We start from the raw sequence: 20,661 nt of genomic DNA, 5'->3' as shown, positions 1-20,661 counted from the left end.
AATTTTTCCAATATGCGGCTGAAATCGTGCTTCACTCTCCCCGGGATCGTTTACACTTACCCGGCTTCGATCCTTCCTGTGGATAAATCGGGAAGAATCTGTTGAGAAACACAAGATCTCTTTCTCACTTTAGGCTATGATCCGCGGTCCCGATCGTGATCCAATGATCCACATCGGGTAATAACCGCAGATAGCGGTTCGCACGTCACCCCTTTTGTGCAGGGGCTTTTCGGCTAATGCAGGGTCTTGTCGACGTGTGCCAACAATCACGATTGTTTCAGTTTCTCTTTTATATCGATTTTTGTTCGAGTGGAGTCCGCCGTGTCACTTTCGCTTTGGCAGCAGTGTCTTGCCCGATTGCAGGATGAGTTACCAGCCACAGAATTCAGTATGTGGATACGCCCTTTGCAGGCGGAATTGAGCGATAACACGCTGGCACTGTATGCGCCAAACCGTTTTGTGCTCGATTGGGTAAGGGATAAATACCTCAATAATATCAATGGCCTCCTCAATGAATTTTGCGGTGTTGATGCCCCACAGCTGCGTTTTGAAGTTGGCACTAAGCCTGCGGTTCAGCCGCACAGAAGCACAGTAAGCGTTGCGGCCACCGCGCCTGCGGCTCAGGTTCAGACGGCGCGCGTTGCGCCGACAATTGTGCGTCCGGGCTGGGACAACGTTCCCGCACCCGCAGAGCCGACTTATCGCTCCAACGTTAACATTAAGCATACGTTTGATAACTTCGTTGAAGGTAAATCTAACCAGCTGGCTCGCGCGGCGGCGCGCCAGGTTGCTGATAACCCTGGTGGAGCCTACAACCCGCTGTTCCTTTATGGCGGCACCGGTCTGGGTAAAACCCACCTTTTACATGCGGTCGGTAACGGCATCGTGGCGCGTAAACCCAATGCAAAAGTGGTTTACATGCACTCCGAGCGTTTTGTGCAGGACATGGTAAAAGCTCTGCAAAACAACGCCATTGAAGAGTTTAAACGCTACTACCGTTCCGTTGATGCCCTGCTGATCGATGATATTCAGTTCTTTGCGAATAAAGAGCGCTCGCAGGAGGAGTTTTTCCACACCTTCAATGCCCTGCTGGAAGGCAATCAGCAGATCATTCTGACGTCGGATCGCTATCCGAAAGAGATCAACGGGGTTGAGGATCGTCTGAAATCACGCTTCGGTTGGGGCCTGACGGTAGCGATCGAACCGCCAGAGCTGGAAACTCGCGTGGCGATCCTGATGAAAAAAGCCGATGAAAACGATATTCGCCTGCCGGGTGAAGTGGCGTTCTTTATCGCTAAGCGCCTGCGTTCCAACGTACGTGAGCTGGAAGGCGCACTGAACCGCGTTATCGCCAATGCCAACTTTACTGGCCGAGCGATCACTATCGATTTCGTGCGCGAAGCGCTGCGCGATCTGTTGGCGCTACAGGAAAAACTGGTCACCATCGACAACATTCAGAAGACGGTGGCGGAGTATTACAAGATTAAGGTAGCGGACCTGCTGTCTAAACGCCGCTCCCGTTCGGTGGCGCGCCCTCGTCAAATGGCGATGGCGTTGGCAAAAGAGCTGACCAACCACAGTCTGCCGGAAATCGGCGATGCGTTTGGCGGTCGTGACCATACCACCGTCCTGCACGCCTGCCGTAAAATTGAGCAGCTGCGTGAAGAAAGCCACGACATCAAAGAAGATTTTTCCAATTTAATCAGAACATTATCCTCGTGACGCTATGAAATTTACCGTAGAACGTGAACATTTATTAAAACCGCTGCAACAGGTGAGCGGTCCGTTAGGTGGTCGTCCGACGCTGCCGATTCTCGGCAACCTGCTCCTTCAGGTTTCCGATGGCGCGCTGTCGCTGACCGGTACCGATCTGGAAATGGAAATGGTCGCGCGCGTGGCGCTGATTCAACCGCACGAAGCGGGAGCAACGACCGTTCCAGCGCGTAAATTTTTTGATATCTGCCGCGGCCTACCTGAAGGTGCGGAGATCGTGGTACAGCTGGAAGGCGACCGCATGCTGGTACGCTCCGGGCGCAGCCGCTTCTCGCTGTCGACCCTGCCCGCCGCTGATTTCCCGAACCTCGATGACTGGCAGAGTGAAGTCGAATTCACCCTGCCGCAGGCGACGATGAAGCGCCTGATCGAAGCCACTCAGTTTTCGATGGCTCACCAGGATGTTCGCTACTACTTAAACGGTATGCTGTTTGAAACCGAAGGTTGCGAACTGCGTACAGTAGCGACCGACGGCCACCGCCTGGCGGTTTGCTCTATGCCGCTGGAAGAATCGTTGCCGAACCATTCGGTGATCGTGCCGCGTAAAGGGGTGATTGAGCTGATGCGTATGCTCGACGGCGGCGAGACGCCGCTGCGCGTGCAGATCGGCAGCAACAACATCCGAGCCCACGTTGGTGACTTTATCTTCACATCGAAGCTTGTTGATGGACGTTTCCCTGATTATCGTCGCGTATTGCCGAAAAATCCGGATAAACACCTGGATGCCGGCTGCGATATTCTCAAGCAGGCATTTGCCCGCGCAGCGATTCTCTCGAACGAGAAATTCCGCGGCGTGCGCCTGTACGTCAGTGAAAATCAGCTGAAAATCACCGCTAATAACCCGGAGCAGGAAGAAGCAGAAGAAATTCTGGATGTCACCTATGCCGGGACCGAGATGGAAATCGGCTTTAACGTTAGCTACGTGCTGGATGTGCTTAATGCGCTGAAGTGCGAGAACGTGCGTATTTTGCTGACCGATTCCGTATCGAGCGTGCAGATTGAGGATGCGGCCTCGCAAAGCGCAGCTTACGTTGTTATGCCAATGAGACTGTAGTGGAAAATATCGGGCTATCTTACTTGCCATTTTCAACCTGGGCTGTGCTCGCCCCTGTCACGTACTTCGTGTACGCTCCAGGGTCTGCGCGCAGTCCGCGTTGAAACTGGCTGCGCCGATAACGCCCTGGCCCAAAGAACGCTGATATGTCACTGACGCGCTTGCTCATCAAAGACTTCCGCAATATTGAAAATGCGGATCTCGCTTTATCCCCCGGCTTTAACTTCCTGGTTGGCGCAAACGGCAGCGGTAAAACCAGCGTGCTGGAAGCTATCTATACGCTCGGCCACGGTCGGGCGTTTCGCAGTTTGCAGATTGGCCGTGTGATTCGTCACGAGCAAGAGTCGTTTGTTCTGCACGGCCGCTTGCAGGGTGAAGAACGTGAAGTTTCCATCGGCCTGACCAAAGATAAACAGGGCGACAGTAAGGTCCGTATCGACGGTACCGACGGCCATAAAGTGGCAGAACTGGCGCACCTGATGCCGATGCAGCTGATTACGCCCGAGGGCTTTACTTTACTCAACGGCGGCCCCAAATACAGAAGAGCATTCCTTGACTGGGGATGCTTCCACAACGAAGCTGGATTCTTTACCGCCTGGAGCAACCTGAAGCGTCTGGTGAAGCAGCGTAACGCCGCGCTGCGTCAGGTCAGCCGCTATGCCCAACTGCGGCCCTGGGACCTGGAATTGATTCCGCTGGCGGAACAAATCAGCCGTTGGCGCGCCGAATATAGCGCCGCTATTGTCGAAGACATGGCGGATACCTGTCGGCAGTTTTTACCGGAGTTTGCCCTCACCTTTTCTTTCCAGCGCGGCTGGGAGAAAGAAACGGATTATGCCGAGGTGCTGGAGAGAAATTTCGAGCGCGATCGCATGTTAACCTACACCGCCCATGGCCCGCACAAAGCGGATTTCCGCATTCGTGCCGACGGTGCGCCGGTGGAAGATACATTGTCACGCGGGCAGCTTAAGCTGCTGATGTGCGCCCTAAGACTGGCGCAAGGCGAGTTCCTGACCCGTGAGAGCGGGCGGCGCTGCCTGTACCTGATAGATGATTTTGCCTCGGAACTCGACGACGCGCGGCGTGGGCTGCTTGCCAGCCGTTTAAAAGCCACGCAGTCGCAGGTTTTCGTCAGCGCCATTAGCGCTGAACACGTTATAGACATGTCGGACGAAAATTCGAAGATGTTTACCGTGGAAAAGGGTAAAATAGCGGATTAACCTAAGATTAAATGAGCGAGAAACGTTGATGTCGAATTCTTATGACTCCTCCAGTATCAAAGTCCTGAAAGGGCTGGATGCGGTGCGTAAGCGCCCGGGTATGTATATCGGCGACACGGATGACGGCACCGGTCTGCACCACATGGTATTCGAGGTTGTGGATAACGCTATCGACGAAGCGCTCGCAGGTTACTGTAAAGATATCGTTGTCACCATCCACAGCGACAACTCCGTCTCCGTACAGGATGACGGCCGCGGTATTCCGACCGGTATTCACCCGGAAGAGGGCGTGTCGGCGGCGGAAGTGATCATGACCGTGCTGCATGCGGGCGGTAAATTCGATGATAACTCCTATAAAGTCTCTGGCGGTCTGCACGGTGTTGGCGTTTCTGTCGTAAACGCCCTGTCGCAGAAGCTGGAGCTGGTTATTCAGCGCGACAATAAAATTCACCGTCAGATTTATGCCCACGGCGTGCCGCAGGCCCCGCTGGCTGTGACCGGCGAGACCGAAAAAACCGGTACTATGGTACGTTTCTGGCCGAGTTATGAAACCTTCACTAACGTTGTTGAATTTGAATATGAAATTCTGGCAAAACGTCTGCGTGAGCTGTCGTTCCTGAACTCCGGGGTGTCTATTCGCCTGCGCGATAAGCGCGACGGTAAAGAAGATCATTTCCACTACGAAGGCGGTATCAAAGCGTTCGTGGAATATCTGAACAAAAATAAAACGCCGATCCATCCGAATATTTTCTATTTCTCCACCGAAAAAGACGGTATCGGCGTTGAAGTGGCGCTGCAGTGGAACGATGGTTTCCAGGAAAATATCTACTGCTTTACCAACAACATTCCGCAGCGCGATGGCGGTACCCACCTTGCGGGCTTCCGTGCGGCGATGACTCGTACCCTGAACGCCTACATGGATAAAGAAGGCTACAGCAAAAAAGCGAAAGTCAGCGCCACCGGTGACGATGCGCGTGAAGGTCTGATTGCCGTGGTTTCCGTGAAGGTGCCGGATCCGAAATTCTCCTCACAGACTAAAGACAAGCTGGTCTCCTCTGAGGTGAAATCGGCGGTAGAACAGCAAATGAACGAACTGCTGAACGAATACCTGCTGGAAAACCCGTCTGATGCCAAAATCGTGGTTGGCAAAATTATCGACGCGGCGCGCGCGCGCGAAGCAGCTCGTCGCGCACGTGAAATGACCCGCCGTAAAGGCGCGCTGGATCTGGCTGGTCTGCCGGGCAAACTGGCGGATTGCCAGGAACGCGATCCTGCTCACTCTGAACTGTACTTAGTGGAAGGGGACTCTGCGGGCGGCTCTGCAAAACAGGGGCGTAACCGTAAGAACCAGGCGATCCTGCCGCTGAAAGGTAAAATCCTCAACGTTGAAAAAGCGCGCTTTGACAAAATGCTCGCCTCTCAGGAAGTGGCTACGCTGATTACCGCTCTGGGCTGCGGCATTGGTCGCGACGAATACAACCCGGACAAACTGCGTTATCACAGCATTATTATCATGACCGATGCGGACGTCGACGGCTCGCACATTCGTACGCTGCTGTTGACCTTCTTCTATCGTCAGATGCCGGAAATCGTTGAGCGCGGCCACGTCTACATTGCACAGCCGCCGCTGTACAAAGTGAAGAAAGGCAAGCAGGAACAGTACATTAAAGACGATGAAGCGATGGATCAGTATCAAATCTCTATCGCTCTGGATGGCGCAACCCTGCACACCAACGCCAACGCTCCGGCCTTAGCCGGTGAGCCGCTGGAAAGGCTGGTTGCTGAGTATAACGCTACGCAGAAAATGATCGGCCGCATGGAGCGCCGCTTCCCGAAAGCGCTGCTGAAAGAGCTTATCTATCAGCCGACGCTGGCAGAGGCCGACTTGAGCAACGAACAGACGGTGACCCGCTGGATTAACACTCTGGTGAGCGAGCTGAATGAGAAAGAGCAGCACGGTAGCCAGTGGAAATTTGATATCCGCGAGAACGCCGAGTTGCAGCAGTTTGAGCCGATCGTTCGCGTTCGTACCCACGGTGTGGATACCGACTATCCGCTGGATCACGAGTTTGTCACTGGGCCTGAATACCACCGTATCTGCGCGCTGGGTGAGAAACTGCGCGGCCTGATTGAAGACGATGCCTTCATCGAACGCGGCGAGCGCCGCCAGCCGGTTGCCAGCTTCGAACAGGCGCTGGACTGGTTGGTGAAAGAGTCCCGCCGTGGTCTCTCTATCCAGCGTTATAAAGGTCTTGGCGAGATGAACCCGGATCAGCTGTGGGAAACCACGATGGACCCGGATAGCCGCCGTATGCTGCGCGTGACCGTGAAGGATGCGATTGCCGCTGACCAGCTGTTCACCACCCTGATGGGCGATGCCGTTGAACCGCGCCGCGCCTTTATCGAAGAGAACGCCCTGAAAGCGGCGAACATCGATATTTAATTGTAGTAACACCTCCAAACTCAGGCCGCGCGTTTAGCGCGGCTTTTTTATGGGCGCAGGCAAATCCAGCGACATCATTTCTGGTAAACGGCTCACCAACATGTCTATGGCAATTCTCACCCTCAGCGGTAGATGCGGCGTCTGTTGCCAGACCGCGTGAACGTCGAAGCGCACATCCTGTGCCTGCTTTAAAAGCGGGACGAGTTTTCCTTGATGAATTTCTTTGCTGACCATCCAGCAGGGCAACCATGCAATGCCGTGTCCGGCCAGAGCAGCGTCGCAGATTGCCTGCAAATCATCCATATTGAGCGATGAACGGGGAGTAAAGGTGTGCGAGGCACCTTCGTTATCCATGAGTTGCCAGGGTAAAACTCTACCTGCGCGCAGATAGTTAATGGCAGTATGCTGACGTAAATCAGCAACTGTTTCTGGCCGGTCTTTATTCATCAGGTAATCCGGCGCGGCGCACAGCACCATTCGGTGTTCTCCCAGCTTTCTCGCGACCAGAACGCTGCTGTCCTGAAGCGTGCCGTTGCGCACCGCCATATCAAACCCTTCCTCGACGAGATCCACCACGCGGTCGCTGAATGACATCTCCAGCTCAAGGTCAGGATGTTGCTGTGTGAGCTCAATCAGCAACGGAGAGACGCACTGGCGACCAAACAGCATCGGCATGGCAACGCGCAGGCGGCCACTGACCTGCTGTTTTCCTGTTTCCAGCAGCGATTCTGCCCCACGAATTTCCTCCAGTGCGCGCTGGCAACGTTCATAAAAAAGGGCGCCGTTGTCGGTCAGGCTTTGACTACGGGTCGTACGTTGAAACAGACGTACCCCCAACCGTCCCTCAAGGCGAGCGATGCTCTTTCCCACCGCCGAGCGTGACAAATGCAAACGAATTGCGGCCTGAGCAAAGCTCCCCGCCTCAACGGCGGCCACAAAAACCGGAATATCCTTCAGCGTATCGGTCATAAATTGTATCTTTTTTGTCACCAATAGGTGGAAAAATTATCGCCACTGGTTACCCTGAGTCAACGGTAAACTGTCACTTCTAAATCTTATTAGATGGCAGGAGAGAAAAATGACTGAGACAATGCAATGCTGGTCTATGGACGCGCTTGGGCGTGAGAATCTCAACCTCATTCAGGCGCCTGTTCCACAGCCAGGCCCGGGTGAAGTCCGCGTGCGGGTGAATGCCGTTGCACTCAACTATCGCGATAAAATGGTCATTGAAGGCACCATGCCGATTGCGCTTTCGTTCCCGTTTACCCCGGCATCTGATATGGCGGGAGTGGTGGAGAGTACGGGTGAGGGCGTTACGCGTTTCAAACCCGGTGCTCGCGTGATCTCCACCTTCTTCCCGGAGTGGATTAACGGTAGACCCACATCGGACGCCCGCACTTTGCCTTATAAAACCACCGGTGGGTACTTCCAGGGCATGCTGGCTGAGTACGTGGTTGTGAATGAAAACTGGCTGGTGGCTGCTCCGGAAACTCTTGATGACGCAGAGGCCAGCACGCTGCCTTGTGCAGGGCTTACCGCATGGTTCGCGCTGGTGGAACGCGGTCATTTACGCGCCGGACAATCGGTGCTGGTGCAGGGGACTGGCGGTGTGGCGATATTCGCTTTGCAAATTGCAAAAGCACAGGGGGCAGAGGTTTTTGTCACGTCAGGAAGTGATGAAAAACTGGCTCGGGCTAAACAACTCGGCGCCGATCATGGGATTAACCGCCTCAAAGGTGATTGGGCGGAAGGAATTTACGAACTGACCGCCGATCGCGGCATCGACCATATTATTGAAACCGTTGGCGGGGAAAACCTGAAGCATTCCCTGCGCGCCGTCTCGGTTCATGGTCGCATATCGGTCATTGGCGTGCTGGCCGGGAATGAAATCTCTCTGCAGGCTGGCGAACTGTTGCTGAAATCCCCGGTGATTCAGGGTATTGGGGTGGGGCACCGTCGTGCGCTGGAAGATTTCGTCCGCGCCGTTGACGTGACCGGGTTGAAACCGGTGATTGAGCACCGCTACCGCTTTAACCAGCTTGAACAGGCGCTTGAACACCTCGATCGCGGGGCGTTTGGCAAAATAGTCCTCACCCGCGGGTGAGGACTTTATCCCCGGGAGAGGCCTAAAAGGGGTGATTCTGTTGTGCAACGTAGCTCTATTTTTGTGGGCTTAATCGCGTTAGCATGAGTAAGGACTCATCTTACCCGGGGATTTCATGGCTATTAAACTGATTGCAATTGATATGGACGGCACGCTGCTGCTGCCAGACCATACCATTTCACCTGCGGTGAAAACCGCGATTGCCGCAGCACGTGAACGCGGCGTCAATGTGGTGCTGACCACTGGTCGCCCTTACGCTGGCGTGCACAGTTATCTGAAAGAACTGCATATGGAGCAGCCGGGAGATTATTGCATCACCTATAATGGTGCTCTGGTGCAGAAGGCGAGTGATGGTAGTACCGTTGCGCAAACCGCGCTGGGCTATGACGACTATCGCTATCTGGAACAGCTTTCCCGTGAAGTTGGCTCCCACTTCCATGCGCTCGATCGTAATACCCTGTACACCGCCAACCGCGACGTGAGTTATTACACGGTGCATGAATCCTACGTGGCGACGATCCCGCTGGTCTTCTGCGAAGCGGAAAAGATGGATCCGAACATCCAGTTGCTGAAAGTGATGATGATCGATGAACCGGCGATTCTGGACCAGGCCATTGCCCGCATCCCGGCGGAAGTGAAAGAAAAATACACCGTGCTGAAAAGCGCACCGTACTTCCTTGAAATTCTTGATAAACGCGTGACTAAAGGCACCGGCGTGAAATCGCTGGCCGATACGCTGGGTATCAAACCAGAAGAAGTGATGGCGATTGGCGATCAGGAAAATGACATTGCGATGATTGAATACGCTGGTGTAGGCGTCGCGATGGATAACGCCATTCCGGCAGTGAAGGAAGCGGCAAACTTTATCACCAAATCTAACCTGGAAGATGGTGTCGCGTATGCCATTGAAAAATATGTACTAAATTAAATCATCTCGCTCATGAACAACCCGCGTCGATCGCGGGTTTTTTTATGCCCTGAGTTTACCACTCAAGAAAATCCTTACACTCAGTTGTCGTTTTTGTGATCTAAATTGTAGTACAACATAATAAAATCGTACTACATTATGTTCGTGGCGATAATGAGTGCTATCACGTTAGTACTACAAAGTTGCGGTCAAATCCGCCTGTCGCGGTAAAGTAGAGAGGTACATCCAGAGCACAAGGACTCTCCATGACTCTCAATAAAACCGATCGCATCGTCATCACGCTGGGCCAGCAGATTGTCAGCGGTAAATACGTTCCCGGCTCCGCGCTGCCAGCGGAAGCGGACCTGTGTGAGGAGTTTGAAACCTCGCGCAATATCATTCGCGAAGTGTTCCGCTCATTGATGGCTAAGCGACTGATTGAAATGAAACGCTATCGCGGCGCGTTCGTCGCTCCGCGCAACCAGTGGAATTATCTCGATACCGACGTTTTGCAGTGGGTGCTGGAAAGTGATTACGACCCGCGACTGATTAGCGCGATGAGCGAGGTACGTAACCTGGTCGAGCCGGCGATAGCCCGCTGGGCGGCAGAGCGTGCGACCTCAAGCGACCTGGCGCAAATCGAAGAGGCGCTCAACGACATGATCGCCAATAACCAGGATCGGGAAGCTTTTAACGAAGCGGATATTCGCTATCACGAGGCGGTTTTGCAGTCGGTACATAACCCGGTGCTGCAACAGCTAAACGTGGCGATCAGCTCGCTACAGCGAGCGGTATTTGAAAGGACCTGGATGGGCGATGCGGCCAACATGCCGAAAACGCTCCAGGAACATAAGGCGCTGTTTGATGCCATCCGGCATCAGGACAGCGAAGCGGCAGAGCAGGCAGCGCTCACCATGATTGCCAGCTCGACACGAAGGTTAAAGGAAATCACATGACATCTCGCTACATCGCAATTGACTGGGGATCGACCAATCTGCGCGCCTGGCTTTATCAGGGCGACCAGTGCCTGGAGAGCAGGCAATCGGAAGCAGGTGTGACGCGTTTGAATGGACAATCCCCCGCGGCGGTGTTTAGCGAAATAACCGAGGGCTGGAGCGATAGCTCTACCCCGGTAGTGATGGCGGGAATGGTCGGTAGTAACGTGGGCTGGAAGGTTGCTCCCTATCTACCGGTTCCCGTTCATTTTTCCGCCATTGGCGAGCGATTAACGTCCGTCAGCGACAACGTCTGGATTATTCCCGGACTCTGCGTCACTCGTGACGATAACCACAATGTGATGCGCGGTGAAGAGACTCAACTCCTTGGCGCGCAGTCGATAGCGCCTTCTTCCGTCTATGTAATGCCCGGTACCCACTGCAAATGGGTGCAGGCTGACCGCCAACAAATCAACGATTTTCGCACGGTGATGACCGGTGAGCTGCATCATCTGCTGCTGCGCCACTCGCTGGTAGGCACGGGTCTGCCAGAGCAGATCTCCGCCCCGAATGCCTTTACCGCCGGGCTGGAGCGCGGCCTCCATTCGCCAGATATTCTGCCTCAGCTTTTTGAAGTACGTGCTTCGCACGTGCTGGGCTCATTGCCGCGCGAGCACGTCAGCGAATTTCTCTCCGGTCTGCTGATTGGCGCGGAAGTCGCCACCATGAGTAGCCGCTTCGGTGACCTCCAGGTCACCATTGTCGCCGGAGATGCGCTGGCAAACCGCTATCAGCAGGCGCTGACCGCAATCGGCCGTCAGACAACAGTGGTGTCAGGTGATACCGCATTTCAGACAGGAATAAGGAGCATCGCTCATGCAGTGGCAAACTAAACTACCGCTTATCGCCATTTTGCGCGGTATTACGCCGGAAGAGGCGCTGGAACACGTTGGGGCCGTGATTGACGCCGGATTTGACGCCGTTGAAATCCCACTCAATTCACCGCAGTGGGAAAAAAGCATTCCCGCCGTTGTTGATGCTTATGGTGATAAAGCGTTGATAGGTGCGGGCACCGTGCTAAATCCAGAGTGGGTAGACCAGCTCGCGCAAATGGGTTGCAAGCTTATCGTTACTCCCAACATTCAGCCCGAGGTTATTCGCTGTGCAGTGAGCTACGGCATGACGGTTTGCCCTGGATGCGCGACGGCGACAGAGGCCTTTACTGCGCTAGACGCCGGTGCTCAGGCGCTGAAAGTGTTCCCTTCCTCGGCTTTTGGCCCTGACTATATCAAAGCGCTAAAAGCTGTTTTGCCACCAGAGATTCCCGTTTTCGCCGTGGGCGGCGTAACGCCGGAAAATCTGGTCCAGTGGATAAAAGCAGGCTGTATTGGTGCCGGATTAGGCAGCGATCTCTATCGCGCCGGGCAGTCCGTAGAGCGAACCGCACAGCAGGCAGCAGCATTTGTTAAAGCGTATCGAGAGGCAGTGCAATGAAAATAACTAAACTCACCACGTATCGTTTACCCCCACGCTGGATGTTTTTAAAGATTGAAACCGATGAAGGCGTGGTTGGCTGGGGTGAACCCGTGATTGAAGGGCGCGCACGCACCGTAGAGGCGGCGGTGCATGAGCTCGGCGATTATCTGATTGGCCAGGATCCGGCGCGGATTAACGACCTGTGGCAGGTGATGTACCGTGCGGGCTTTTATCGCGGCGGGCCGATCCTAATGAGCGCCATCGCCGGTATTGACCAGGCGCTATGGGATATCAAAGGTAAAGTGCTGAATGCGCCGGTCTGGCAGCTGATGGGCGGGCTGGTGCGCGATAAAATCAAAGCCTACAGCTGGGTTGGCGGCGATCGCCCGGCAGAAGTGATTGATGGCATCAAGAAGCTGCGTGGAATTGGTTTTGATACCTTTAAATTAAATGGCTGCGAAGAGCTGGGGCTTATCGATAATTCCCGCGCGGTTGATGCGGCGGTAAATACTGTGGCGCAAATTCGCGAGGCCTTTGGCAATGAAATTGAATTTGGTCTTGATTTCCACGGCCGCGTTAGCGCGCCAATGGCAAAAGTATTAATTAAAGAACTGGAACAGTATCGCCCATTATTTATTGAAGAGCCGGTTCTGGCGGAACAGGCTGAATACTATCCGCGTTTAGCGGCGCAAACCTCGATTCCTATCGCTGCAGGCGAACGAATGTTCTCACGCTTCGAGTTTAAACGCGTGCTGGAAGCCGGAGGCCTGGCTATTTTGCAGCCGGACCTATCGCACGCTGGCGGTATTACCGAGTGCTATAAAATCGCCGGAATGGCGGAGGCTTATGATGTGGCATTGGCACCGCACTGCCCGCTGGGGCCTATCGCGCTGGCCGCCTGCCTGCACGTTGACTTTGTTTCCTATAACGCCATATTCCAGGAGCAAAGCATGGGCATTCACTATAACAAAGGCGCGGAATTACTCGACTTTGTGAAGAATAAAGAAGATTTCAATATGGAAGGCGGCTTCTTTAAACCATTAATGAAGCCCGGGCTTGGCGTAGAAATCGATGAAGCAAGGGTTATAGAGTTAAGTAAAAATGCGCCAGACTGGCGTAATCCGTTGTGGCGGCATGAGGATGGTTCTGTCGCTGAATGGTAATTCTATAAAAACAATCCTTTTTTAATTCAAATAATATGACCATATATAATCTGAACAGGAATAATGATGAGCGAATATGAACATGCTTTCTCTGACATCATTCAGCGTAAAGACTGGCAAAATCTTGTTATAACCCATCATCATCGTTTACCGGCCCATGCCAGAATGAATAGTTGGCGCGATACGTGCGCCGCGCGCGAAAATAAACGTTCACCATATCGACAATGTCTTGATGGTAAATGGAATTTTAAATTTTATGATAACCCCGAGCAGGTTCCTGAGAGATGGCTGGAATATGATGCAGATAATGTTTCTCAGATTCCCGTTCCGGCTAACTGGCAAATGCATGGCTTTGATATTCCTATTTATACCAATGTGACATACCCTATTTCTACAACGCCACCAGCTGTTCCTGAAAATAATCCAACAGGCTGCTACTCAACTGAAATTGAAATTAATTTTGAGTGGTTGCAGGATGGAAATGTTAATATTATTTTTGATGGCGTTAACTCTGCATTTCACCTCTGGTGTAATGGCCATTGGGTTGGCTATTCGCAGGACAGTCGTTTACCTGCAGAATTCTCAATTACTCCGTGGGCAAAGCCCGGTAAAAACCGAATTTGCGTCATGGTGATGCGCTGGAGCGTTGGCACCTGGCTTGAAGATCAGGATATGTGGCGCATGAGTGGAATATTCCGCTCCGTATGGTTGCAGCATAAACCCGAAGTGCACCTGGCGGATGTCATAATTAGCCCTGATGTTAACGCGGATTACGATATGGGCTATCTCCATATTCAGGCAATCCTCGGAGGGGATGTTGATGTGCCGGAGGATTGGGCGGTTAAATTGACGCTTTGGGCTGGGGAGCGAGAATGTGCCGAGAAAACGCTGCCGTTTGGTACGCAAAAAGTTGATGCCCGTGGTTCATGGCGTGAACGCCTGGAGACTCAGCTCGTCATAGATAACCCACTGCTCTGGAGTTCGGAGCTACCGCATCTCTATCGCTTGACGGCAACGCTTCTGGACCCTGATGGTCGGATCGTTGAAAGCGAAGCGTGGAATACCGGTTTCCGTCGCGTTGCGATTGAAAATGGGTTGCTGAAGGTTAACGGTAAGCCTCTGCTCATCCGGGGAGTTAACCGTCATGAGCATCATCCTGAACTTGGGCAGGCAGTGGATGAATCCTCTATGTTGCAGGATATTTTACTGCTTAAACAGAATAATTTTAATGCCGTACGTTGTTCACATTACCCTAACCAATCTCGCTGGTATGAGCTTTGTGATGAATATGGAATATACGTTGTTGACGAGGCAAATATTGAAACTCAGGGAATGATTCCGATGCGGCGTTTAGCTGAGGATTCCGAGTGGCTACACGCTTTTTCTTCTCGGGTAACGCGGATGGTGCATAGTAATCGTAACCATGTCTCTATTATTATCTGGTCGCTTGGTAATGAGTCAGGTATTGGCGCGTCCCATGAGGCACTTTATCACTGGGTAAAGAAAAACGATCCAATGCGTCCGGTGCAATATGAAGGCGGCGGCGCGGATACTTCCTCTACAGATATTATTTGTCCTATGTACGCAAGAGTTGATGAAGATCAGCCATTCCCAGCCGTGCCTAAATGGGCTATTAAAAAATGGATTGGCTTACCCGGTGAACAGCGGCCATTAATACTTTGTGAATATACTCACGGGATGGGGAACAGCCTGGGGGGGATTTATAAATACTGGCAGGCATTTCGCCAGTATCCTCGGTTGCAGGGTGGGTTTCTTTGGGATTGGGTGGATCAGGCTTTAATAAAAGATGATGAAAATGGACTTCCTTTCTATGCCTATGGCGGTGATTTTGGCGATACTCCCAATGATAAACAATTCTGCCTTAATGGGCTTTTATTTCCCGACCGGACGCCGCATCCATCTCTATATGAAGTGAAATATTTGCAGCAATATTTTCATTGTCGCTTAATTGGAACACAGCCGCTGGAGATTGAAATCACCAGTGAATATCAGTTCCGTAAAACGGACAATGAAGTCTTATTCTGGTCGGTGCAAAGCCGGGGAGTCAACGTTGAGCAGGGAGAATTAGCGCTGAATATTCCTCCTGAAGGTAACGTCACGCTAAATCTTTCTTGTGATTTTGCGACTCTTCGTCAGCTTCCTGAACTCTGGTTAATGCTGGAGATCCGTCAACGTGACGCAACAGCGTGGAGCAAGCCGGGACATTTAGTCGCCTGGCAGCAGATGGTTCTGCCATCAGATTGGCTGGAACTGCCGCCGATAGTGACGGGAAAGGTTGTATTAAGTGAGGATGATGAGCGGTATTACGTGGCCGCAGGCGATAAGCGCTGGGAGGTTAACCGGGCGTTTGGGCAGCTTACGCAATGTTGGCTGAATAATAAGCCGCAGATTCTAACCCCATTCAGCGATCGGTTTGTTCGAGCGCCGCTGGACAACGATATTGGTACCAGTGAACTCGGCCAGGAACAACCGGATGCCTGGGCTGTACGCTGGCGTAGTGCTGGTTTATATGAAATGGAAAGCGAATGCCTAAGCTGCCGTGCTCAGCAGCTTGCTGATAGCGTTATTATTGTGGCGGATTTACGCTGGCGGGCAAACGGCAAGGTCGCCATCGCGAGCCGCTGGACGATGTTGTTTGATGGCGAAGGCCAACTGCATTTGACGATTGAAGGAAGTCGGGCTCGTTCGTTGCCTCCCCTTGCCCGTATTGGGATCGCAGCGCAGCTGTTGATGCGGCAAGCACCAGTAACATGGTTGGGTAAAGGTCCGTGGGAAAATTATCCTGACAGGCAATCTGCCGCACTGTTTTCTCACTGGAGTTTGCCTTTGGAGGAAATGTCGACCCCCTATATTTTCCCTTCAGAAAATGGATTACGAACCAATACGAAACATCTTCGTTGGGGAGAGCTTAATGTTGTTGGTGATTTTAACTTCTCTTTGCAACGTTATAGTACCCGTCAGCTGAAAGAAACGTCTCATCGACATTTGCTGAAAGAAGAAACTGGGACATGGTTGAATATTGATGCTCGCCATATGGGAATTGGTGGTGATGATTCCTGGACAACAAATATTGTTCCTGTAGAGGACCAGTTACTGGAGTGTAATTGGTGCTATAGCATCATTCTCACATTCGCTCATGAACATAATTATTAATATTCGGCCGTAAAGGTGAACTTATGAATATCAGTACTCTGAACCCTGCAGAGAAAAAGAATTTTATCTCATTCTTTATTTTCTTTTTCTTTTATTACTTTATTATGTCAGCTTATTTTCCATTTTTCCCTGTATGGCTGGCTGACGTTAACCATCTGAGTAAAACCGAAACAGGGATTGTTTTTTCGTGTGTGGCATTTTTTGGGATTATATTTCAGTTTCTTTTTGGTTATATCACCGATAAGTTAGGGCTGCGTAAGCATTTGCTCTGGGTTATTGTTGCGGGACTGGTCTGTTTCGCACCATTCTTCTTACTGGTTTTTAAACCATTGTTAGCTAAAGATATCTATCTCGGATCTGTTGTTGGCGGTGTCTATCTGGGATTTGTTTTTTCCGGCGGATCCGGAGCCGTTGATGCTTATATTGAAAAAGTAAGCCGCGCAAATAACTTTGAATACGGTAAGGTGAGGATGTCCGGCTGTATCGGGTGGGCGGTTTGTGCCTCTCTAACGGGTATGCTGATGGGGATTAATCCGGATATTATATTCTGGATCTCCTCTGGCCTTGCTCTGATTCTTTCAGTACTTCTGGTGATTACTCGTCCAGAACCGCAGTCAATGCAAAAAAGCATTGAGGTCACGGGTAAAAAAGGCGATATATCCATTCCTGTTGCATTAGGTTTATTTAAATTACCGAGCTTTTGGGCCTTTTTAATCTATGTTCTCGGTGTCGCTAGTATTTATGATGTGTTTGATCAGCAGTTTGCTAATTTTTTTAAAAGCTTTTTCGAAAACCCGCAAAGAGGTAACCAAGTATTCGGGTTTGTCACGACCGGCGGTGAGTTACTTAATGCCTGTATTATGTTCATTGCCCCGTTTGTAGTATTAAAGGTTGGGGCCAAGAAAGTGTTGTTACTTGCCGGGACGATAATGACGATTCGCATCCTGGGTTCATCAATAGCAACAACGCCTGTTGAAGTCGTGTTACTGAAGATGCTGCATATGTTTGAAATGCCATTTTTATATATTGGTACTTTCAAATATATCAATAAGGTATTCGACCCGCGACTTTCAGCAACGATTTATCTGGTCGGGTTTAATGTGGCGAAACATGTATCAGCAATTTTCCTGTCATCTTATGTAGGGCGCATGTATGACACAATGGGATTCCATCAGGCTTATTTATTCTTGGGATGCATTACCCTAACCTTTACGGTTATCTCATTTTTCTTATTAAGAGGTACCCCACCAGAAGAAAAAGCGTTGATAGCAAAACCGGCATCTGATAACTCTTAATTGCAGCCGTGACCAATACGGGGGCATCGTGCCCCCGTATTTTATCTGTGCTACGCTATTTCCCTTTTTTCTTCTGCCTGGGTTTCTCTGCTATGAAACAAGTCACCTTTGCCCCCCGCCATCATCAGCTTACCAATACCCGCACCTGGACGGCGGATAGCCAGTGGCTGGTTTTCGATGTCCGCCCGTCCGGGGCGTCATTTACCGGCGAAACTATTGAACGCGTCAATGTTGAAAGCAGCGACGTTGAAGTGATCTATCGTGCGACAAACGGTGCGCACGTTGGCGTGGTGACCGTTCATCCATCGGTAGATAAATATGTCTTTATCCACGGCCCGGAAAACCCGGATGAACACTGGCATTACGATTTCCACCATCGTCGCGGCGTAGTGACTTATCAGGGAGAAACGCACAATCTTGATGCGATGGATATCACCGCGCCGTATACGCCAGGGGCACTGCGCGGCGGCAGCCATGTGCATGTCTTCAGCCCAAACGGCGAGCTGGTCAGCTTTACCTATAACGACCATGTGCTGCGTGAGCGCGATCCATTACTCGACCTGCGTAACGTTGGCGTGGCGGTGCCCTATGGCCCGGTAATTCCAGGTGGACAGCATCCACGTGAGTATAGCGGCAGCCACTGGTGCGTACTGGTCAGCCGGACAACACCGACGCCTACCCCGGGTAGCGACGACATCAACCGGGCCTACGAAGAGGGCTGGGTCGGCAACCAGGCGCTGGCGTTTATCGGCGATACGCTATCGGTAAATGGCGATAAAGTACCGGAGCTTTTTATTGTTGATCTGCCTAAGACCGAACAGGGCTGGAAGCAGTCGGGTGATGCGCCGCTGGCAGGGACTGAAACGACGATGCCCGCGCCTCCGGCTGGCGTTGTTCAGCATCGCTTAACGTTTACTCATGAGCGTCGTTACCCTGGGCTTGCGAATACGCCGCGCCACTGGGTGCGGGCCAACCCGCAGGCCACGGAGATTGCTTTTCTGATGCGTGATGATACCGGCGTCGTTCAGCTATGGCTTATTTCGCCACAAGGCGGCGAACCGCGGCAGCTAACCCACAATAGCGCAGATATTCAATCGGCGTTTAACTGGCATCCATCAGGAAAATGGCTGGGCTTTGTTCTGGAAAATCGCATTGCGCTTTGCAATGCGCAGAGCGGGGAAATCACCTTCTTGACCGACGCGCATGAAAATCCGCCATCGGGCGATGCGATCGTCTTTTCGCCAGACGGCAAACAGCTTGCCTGGATGGAGGAAGTGGACGGTTACCGCCAGCTATGGGTAACCGCAACAGCGCGTTGAATTACGGGTTAGGCATCCGCGCTGGCGGGATCACCGAATTGGTCGCCAGCGTCTCTTTTTCGCTCTTTTCTACGCGCGATTTGACCGAGCTATCGGTACGGAACATATCCCACGGCAGCAGCAGCGTGTCCATCACGGCAGTCAGCGGCATATCCAGGGCCACGAGGGATTTAGTTCCCCAGTTAGCGTCGCTGTCCCCAAGCATTTGCGCGCTGGCGCGCGTTCCCGGATAGGTTCCTTCTTTACCGCCGGTATGTGACATCACGCTGGAGCAACCGCCCAAACTTATCATCCCGCTGAACAGGACCAGCTTTAACAGACCGTTTTTCATTATTCTTCCGTCATCGTTACGGGCGTTGATAGAACCTTCTACGTACATATCGGTTATATCGGGCCATTCCATGGATGCATAGTGCCATTGCGCTGCACTGTGGCAGGCGTCGCACTTTGCCTTTTGTGCTGTGACTCCAGTCTAAGCAATAGACCACAAACTGCAAAAAAAATTGCCCTGTTGGCCTTGAAAACACCATGGATATACCCATTTTAGGAATGTGACCCGTAGAGAATACGCCGAATGGGTATTCTGGGTAATAACGACCTGTCCATGATGGAAGGTCAGATAATTCTCGCTGATTTCAGGAGCTATGTATTATGCGTAATTTCGATCTCTCCCCGTTGTATCGTTCTGCTATTGGTTTCGACCGCCTTTTCAATCTGTTAGAAAATAATCAAAGCCAGAGTAATGGCGGCTACCCTCCGTACAACGTTGAATTAGTCGACGAGAACAACTACCGCATCGCGATTGCCGTTGCCGGTTTTGCAGAGAGCGAACTGGAAATTACCGCTCAGGATAATCTGCTGATCGTAAAAGGCGCCCACGCCGCTGAGCAGAAAGAACGTACTTACCTGTATCAGGGTATCGCTGAACGCAATTTTGAGCGTAAATTCCAGCTCGCGGAAAATATCCATATTCGCGGCGCCAACCTGGTAAACGGTCTGCTGTATATCGACCTGGAGCGAGTTATTCCTGAAGCGAATAAACCGCGCCGTATCGAAATCAACTAATTTCGTCGGGCCGCTAACGTGGCCCGGTATTAATGTAAAAATCTGCCCGCCGTCAGGGGGCAAATGCGAATCCACAGGATTTGCAGATATCTACTCGCTTCTTAGAAGGAGAAACACAATGCGTAACTACGATTTATCCCCACTGCTGCGTCAATGGATCGGTTTTGACAAACTGGCCAACGCCCTGCAAACCGCCGGTGAAAGCCAGAGCTTCCCACCCTATAACATTGAGAAAAGCGACGATAACCACTATCGCATTACCCTTGCGCTGGCTGGTTTCCGTCAGGAAGATTTGGATATTCAGCTGGAAGGTACGCGTCTGACGGTAAAAGGCGCGCCACAGCAGCCGGAAAAAGAGACCAAATGGCTGCATCAGGGGTTGGTGAGCCAGGCATTTAGCCTGAGCTTTACGCTCGCCGAAAATATGGAAGTCTCAGGGGCAACCTTTACCAATGGCCTGCTGCATATCGATTTGACCCGTAACGAGCCGGAACAGATAGCTCCGCAGCGTATCGCCATCAGCGATCGTCCCGTCTTGAATAGCTAATTAAGTGAACATGTATAAAGCCCCGATTTTCGGGGCTTTTTTGTGCGCGTATGCTCATAAAATGCCCTTGCTGCAACAGATGTTTCAGTTTAAAAAATAATCAGATTTTATAGGTTCACTGAAACAGTGATATGTAATGAACGAACAGCAGCCATTCGAGGTGATTAAAAATAGAGATGAGGCGGT

At 51.9% G+C, this 20,661-nt stretch carries 17 protein-coding genes and 1 other annotated feature; of the genes, 15 read left to right on the top strand and 2 right to left on the bottom strand.

Going from position 1 to position 20,661, the window contains the following annotated elements:
- Window positions 1–321 precede the first annotated feature (321 nt).
- The 4 genes from dnaA (at window position 322) to gyrB (ending at window position 6,490) form a co-directional block, all read left to right on the top strand.
- Window positions 322–1,722, top strand: a complete 1,401-nt coding sequence (gene dnaA, locus QVF11_RS19180; protein ID WP_110276012.1) for a chromosomal replication initiator protein DnaA — start codon at window positions 322–324, stop codon at window positions 1,720–1,722.
- A gap of 4 nt (window positions 1,723–1,726) precedes the next feature.
- Entirely contained in the window at window positions 1,727–2,827 is a 1,101-nt protein-coding gene (gene dnaN, locus QVF11_RS19175) for a DNA polymerase III subunit beta (RefSeq protein ID WP_112215620.1), read from the top strand.
- 146 nt (window positions 2,828–2,973) lie between these two features.
- Entirely contained in the window at window positions 2,974–4,047 is a 1,074-nt protein-coding gene (gene recF / locus QVF11_RS19170) for a DNA replication/repair protein RecF (RefSeq protein WP_112215621.1), read from the top strand.
- 28 nt (window positions 4,048–4,075) lie between these two features.
- The gene (gene gyrB / locus QVF11_RS19165; RefSeq protein ID WP_287858733.1) at window positions 4,076–6,490 is read left to right on the top strand and encodes a DNA topoisomerase (ATP-hydrolyzing) subunit B; all 2,415 of its coding nucleotides are present in this window, start codon (window positions 4,076–4,078) and stop codon (window positions 6,488–6,490) included.
- A gap of 33 nt (window positions 6,491–6,523) precedes the next feature.
- Here the strand turns inward: gyrB and QVF11_RS19160 are convergent, their stop codons facing one another.
- Entirely contained in the window at window positions 6,524–7,459 is a 936-nt protein-coding gene (locus QVF11_RS19160; protein WP_287858732.1) for a LysR family transcriptional regulator, read from the bottom strand.
- Window positions 7,460–7,568: 109 nt separating this feature from the next.
- Between QVF11_RS19160 and QVF11_RS19155 the strand changes: the two genes are divergently transcribed.
- The 9 genes from QVF11_RS19155 (at window position 7,569) to QVF11_RS19115 (ending at window position 18,863) form a co-directional block, all read left to right on the top strand.
- Window positions 7,569–8,594: a zinc-dependent alcohol dehydrogenase family protein gene (locus QVF11_RS19155; protein WP_287858731.1), complete on the top strand. Its 1,026-nt coding sequence runs from the start codon at window positions 7,569–7,571 to the stop codon at window positions 8,592–8,594.
- 115 nt (window positions 8,595–8,709) lie between these two features.
- The gene (gene yidA / locus QVF11_RS19150; protein ID WP_287858730.1) at window positions 8,710–9,522 is read left to right on the top strand and encodes a sugar-phosphatase; all 813 of its coding nucleotides are present in this window, start codon (window positions 8,710–8,712) and stop codon (window positions 9,520–9,522) included.
- 245 nt (window positions 9,523–9,767) lie between these two features.
- Window positions 9,768–10,457, top strand: a complete 690-nt coding sequence (gene dgoR / locus QVF11_RS19145) for a D-galactonate utilization transcriptional regulator DgoR (protein WP_112215626.1) — start codon at window positions 9,768–9,770, stop codon at window positions 10,455–10,457.
- Entirely contained in the window at window positions 10,454–11,329 is an 876-nt protein-coding gene (locus tag QVF11_RS19140; protein ID WP_287858729.1) for a 2-dehydro-3-deoxygalactonokinase, read from the top strand. Before dgoR ends, QVF11_RS19140 begins: the two co-directional genes overlap by 4 nt.
- Window positions 11,313–11,930, top strand: a complete 618-nt coding sequence (locus tag QVF11_RS19135; RefSeq protein WP_287858727.1) for a 2-dehydro-3-deoxy-6-phosphogalactonate aldolase — start codon at window positions 11,313–11,315, stop codon at window positions 11,928–11,930. Before QVF11_RS19140 ends, QVF11_RS19135 begins: the two co-directional genes overlap by 17 nt.
- Entirely contained in the window at window positions 11,927–13,075 is a 1,149-nt protein-coding gene (gene dgoD, locus QVF11_RS19130) for a galactonate dehydratase (protein WP_287858726.1), read from the top strand. Before QVF11_RS19135 ends, dgoD begins: the two co-directional genes overlap by 4 nt.
- Window positions 13,076–13,141: 66 nt before the next feature.
- Window positions 13,142–16,249, top strand: coding sequence for a beta-galactosidase (locus QVF11_RS19125; RefSeq protein WP_185930207.1), 3,108 nt, complete (start codon window positions 13,142–13,144; stop codon window positions 16,247–16,249).
- A gap of 23 nt (window positions 16,250–16,272) precedes the next feature.
- Window positions 16,273–17,544 carry an MFS transporter gene (locus QVF11_RS19120; protein WP_287858723.1) on the top strand — a complete coding sequence of 424 codons (1,272 nt, stop codon included), beginning with the start codon at window positions 16,273–16,275 and terminating at the stop codon, window positions 17,542–17,544.
- Between the two features lie 92 nt (window positions 17,545–17,636).
- The gene (locus QVF11_RS19115; protein WP_287858721.1) at window positions 17,637–18,863 is read left to right on the top strand and encodes a DUF3748 domain-containing protein; all 1,227 of its coding nucleotides are present in this window, start codon (window positions 17,637–17,639) and stop codon (window positions 18,861–18,863) included.
- 1 nt (window position 18,864) lies between these two features.
- Here QVF11_RS19115 and QVF11_RS19110 read toward each other — a convergent pair whose 3' ends face one another.
- Entirely contained in the window at window positions 18,865–19,194 is a 330-nt protein-coding gene (locus QVF11_RS19110) for a YceK/YidQ family lipoprotein (protein WP_167492843.1), read from the bottom strand.
- Window positions 19,195–19,445: 251 nt separating this feature from the next.
- Window positions 19,446–19,521 (top strand) — a sequence feature (ROSE (Repression Of Heat Shock gene Expression) occurs in the 5'-region of heat shock genes and acts as an RNA thermometer to modulate expression.).
- On the opposite strand from QVF11_RS19110, the gene ibpA reads away from it, so the two are divergent.
- Both ibpA and ibpB read left to right on the top strand, forming a co-directional pair.
- Window positions 19,515–19,928: a small heat shock chaperone IbpA gene (ibpA, locus tag QVF11_RS19105; RefSeq protein WP_004126917.1), complete on the top strand. Its 414-nt coding sequence runs from the start codon at window positions 19,515–19,517 to the stop codon at window positions 19,926–19,928. It overlaps the preceding feature by 7 nt.
- Before the next feature lie 118 nt (window positions 19,929–20,046).
- Window positions 20,047–20,475 (top strand): small heat shock chaperone IbpB, encoded by a 429-nt coding sequence (gene ibpB / locus QVF11_RS19100; protein WP_112215634.1) that lies wholly within the window; start codon window positions 20,047–20,049, stop codon window positions 20,473–20,475.
- Window positions 20,476–20,661: the final 186 nt, after the last annotated feature.

This window comes from Klebsiella sp., assembly GCF_027492335.1.
Classification (GTDB): Bacteria; Pseudomonadota; Gammaproteobacteria; order Enterobacterales; family Enterobacteriaceae; genus Klebsiella; species Klebsiella huaxiensis.
Note: the sequence above shows the minus strand (reverse complement) of the source record. Positions and strands in the feature narration are given on the sequence as shown.

Excerpts from the sequence above, each read along its gene's own strand:
- dnaN (WP_112215620.1), top strand. The coding sequence starts at position 1,727 with ATGAAATTTACCGTAGAACGTGAACATTTATTAAAACCGCTGCAACAG.
- recF (WP_112215621.1), top strand. The coding sequence starts at position 2,974 with ATGTCACTGACGCGCTTGCTCATCAAAGACTTCCGCAATATTGAAAAT.
- gyrB (WP_287858733.1), top strand. The coding sequence starts at position 4,076 with ATGTCGAATTCTTATGACTCCTCCAGTATCAAAGTCCTGAAAGGGCTG.
- QVF11_RS19160 (WP_287858732.1), bottom strand. The coding sequence starts at position 7,459 with ATGACCGATACGCTGAAGGATATTCCGGTTTTTGTGGCCGCCGTTGAG.
- QVF11_RS19155 (WP_287858731.1), top strand. The coding sequence starts at position 7,569 with ATGACTGAGACAATGCAATGCTGGTCTATGGACGCGCTTGGGCGTGAG.
- yidA (WP_287858730.1), top strand. The coding sequence starts at position 8,710 with ATGGCTATTAAACTGATTGCAATTGATATGGACGGCACGCTGCTGCTG.
- dgoR (WP_112215626.1), top strand. The coding sequence starts at position 9,768 with ATGACTCTCAATAAAACCGATCGCATCGTCATCACGCTGGGCCAGCAG.
- QVF11_RS19140 (WP_287858729.1), top strand. The coding sequence starts at position 10,454 with ATGACATCTCGCTACATCGCAATTGACTGGGGATCGACCAATCTGCGC.
- QVF11_RS19135 (WP_287858727.1), top strand. The coding sequence starts at position 11,313 with ATGCAGTGGCAAACTAAACTACCGCTTATCGCCATTTTGCGCGGTATT.
- dgoD (WP_287858726.1), top strand. The coding sequence starts at position 11,927 with ATGAAAATAACTAAACTCACCACGTATCGTTTACCCCCACGCTGGATG.
- QVF11_RS19125 (WP_185930207.1), top strand. The coding sequence starts at position 13,142 with ATGAGCGAATATGAACATGCTTTCTCTGACATCATTCAGCGTAAAGAC.
- QVF11_RS19120 (WP_287858723.1), top strand. The coding sequence starts at position 16,273 with ATGAATATCAGTACTCTGAACCCTGCAGAGAAAAAGAATTTTATCTCA.
- QVF11_RS19115 (WP_287858721.1), top strand. The coding sequence starts at position 17,637 with ATGAAACAAGTCACCTTTGCCCCCCGCCATCATCAGCTTACCAATACC.
- QVF11_RS19110 (WP_167492843.1), bottom strand. The coding sequence starts at position 19,194 with ATGAAAAACGGTCTGTTAAAGCTGGTCCTGTTCAGCGGGATGATAAGT.
- ibpA (WP_004126917.1), top strand. The coding sequence starts at position 19,515 with ATGCGTAATTTCGATCTCTCCCCGTTGTATCGTTCTGCTATTGGTTTC.
- ibpB (WP_112215634.1), top strand. The coding sequence starts at position 20,047 with ATGCGTAACTACGATTTATCCCCACTGCTGCGTCAATGGATCGGTTTT.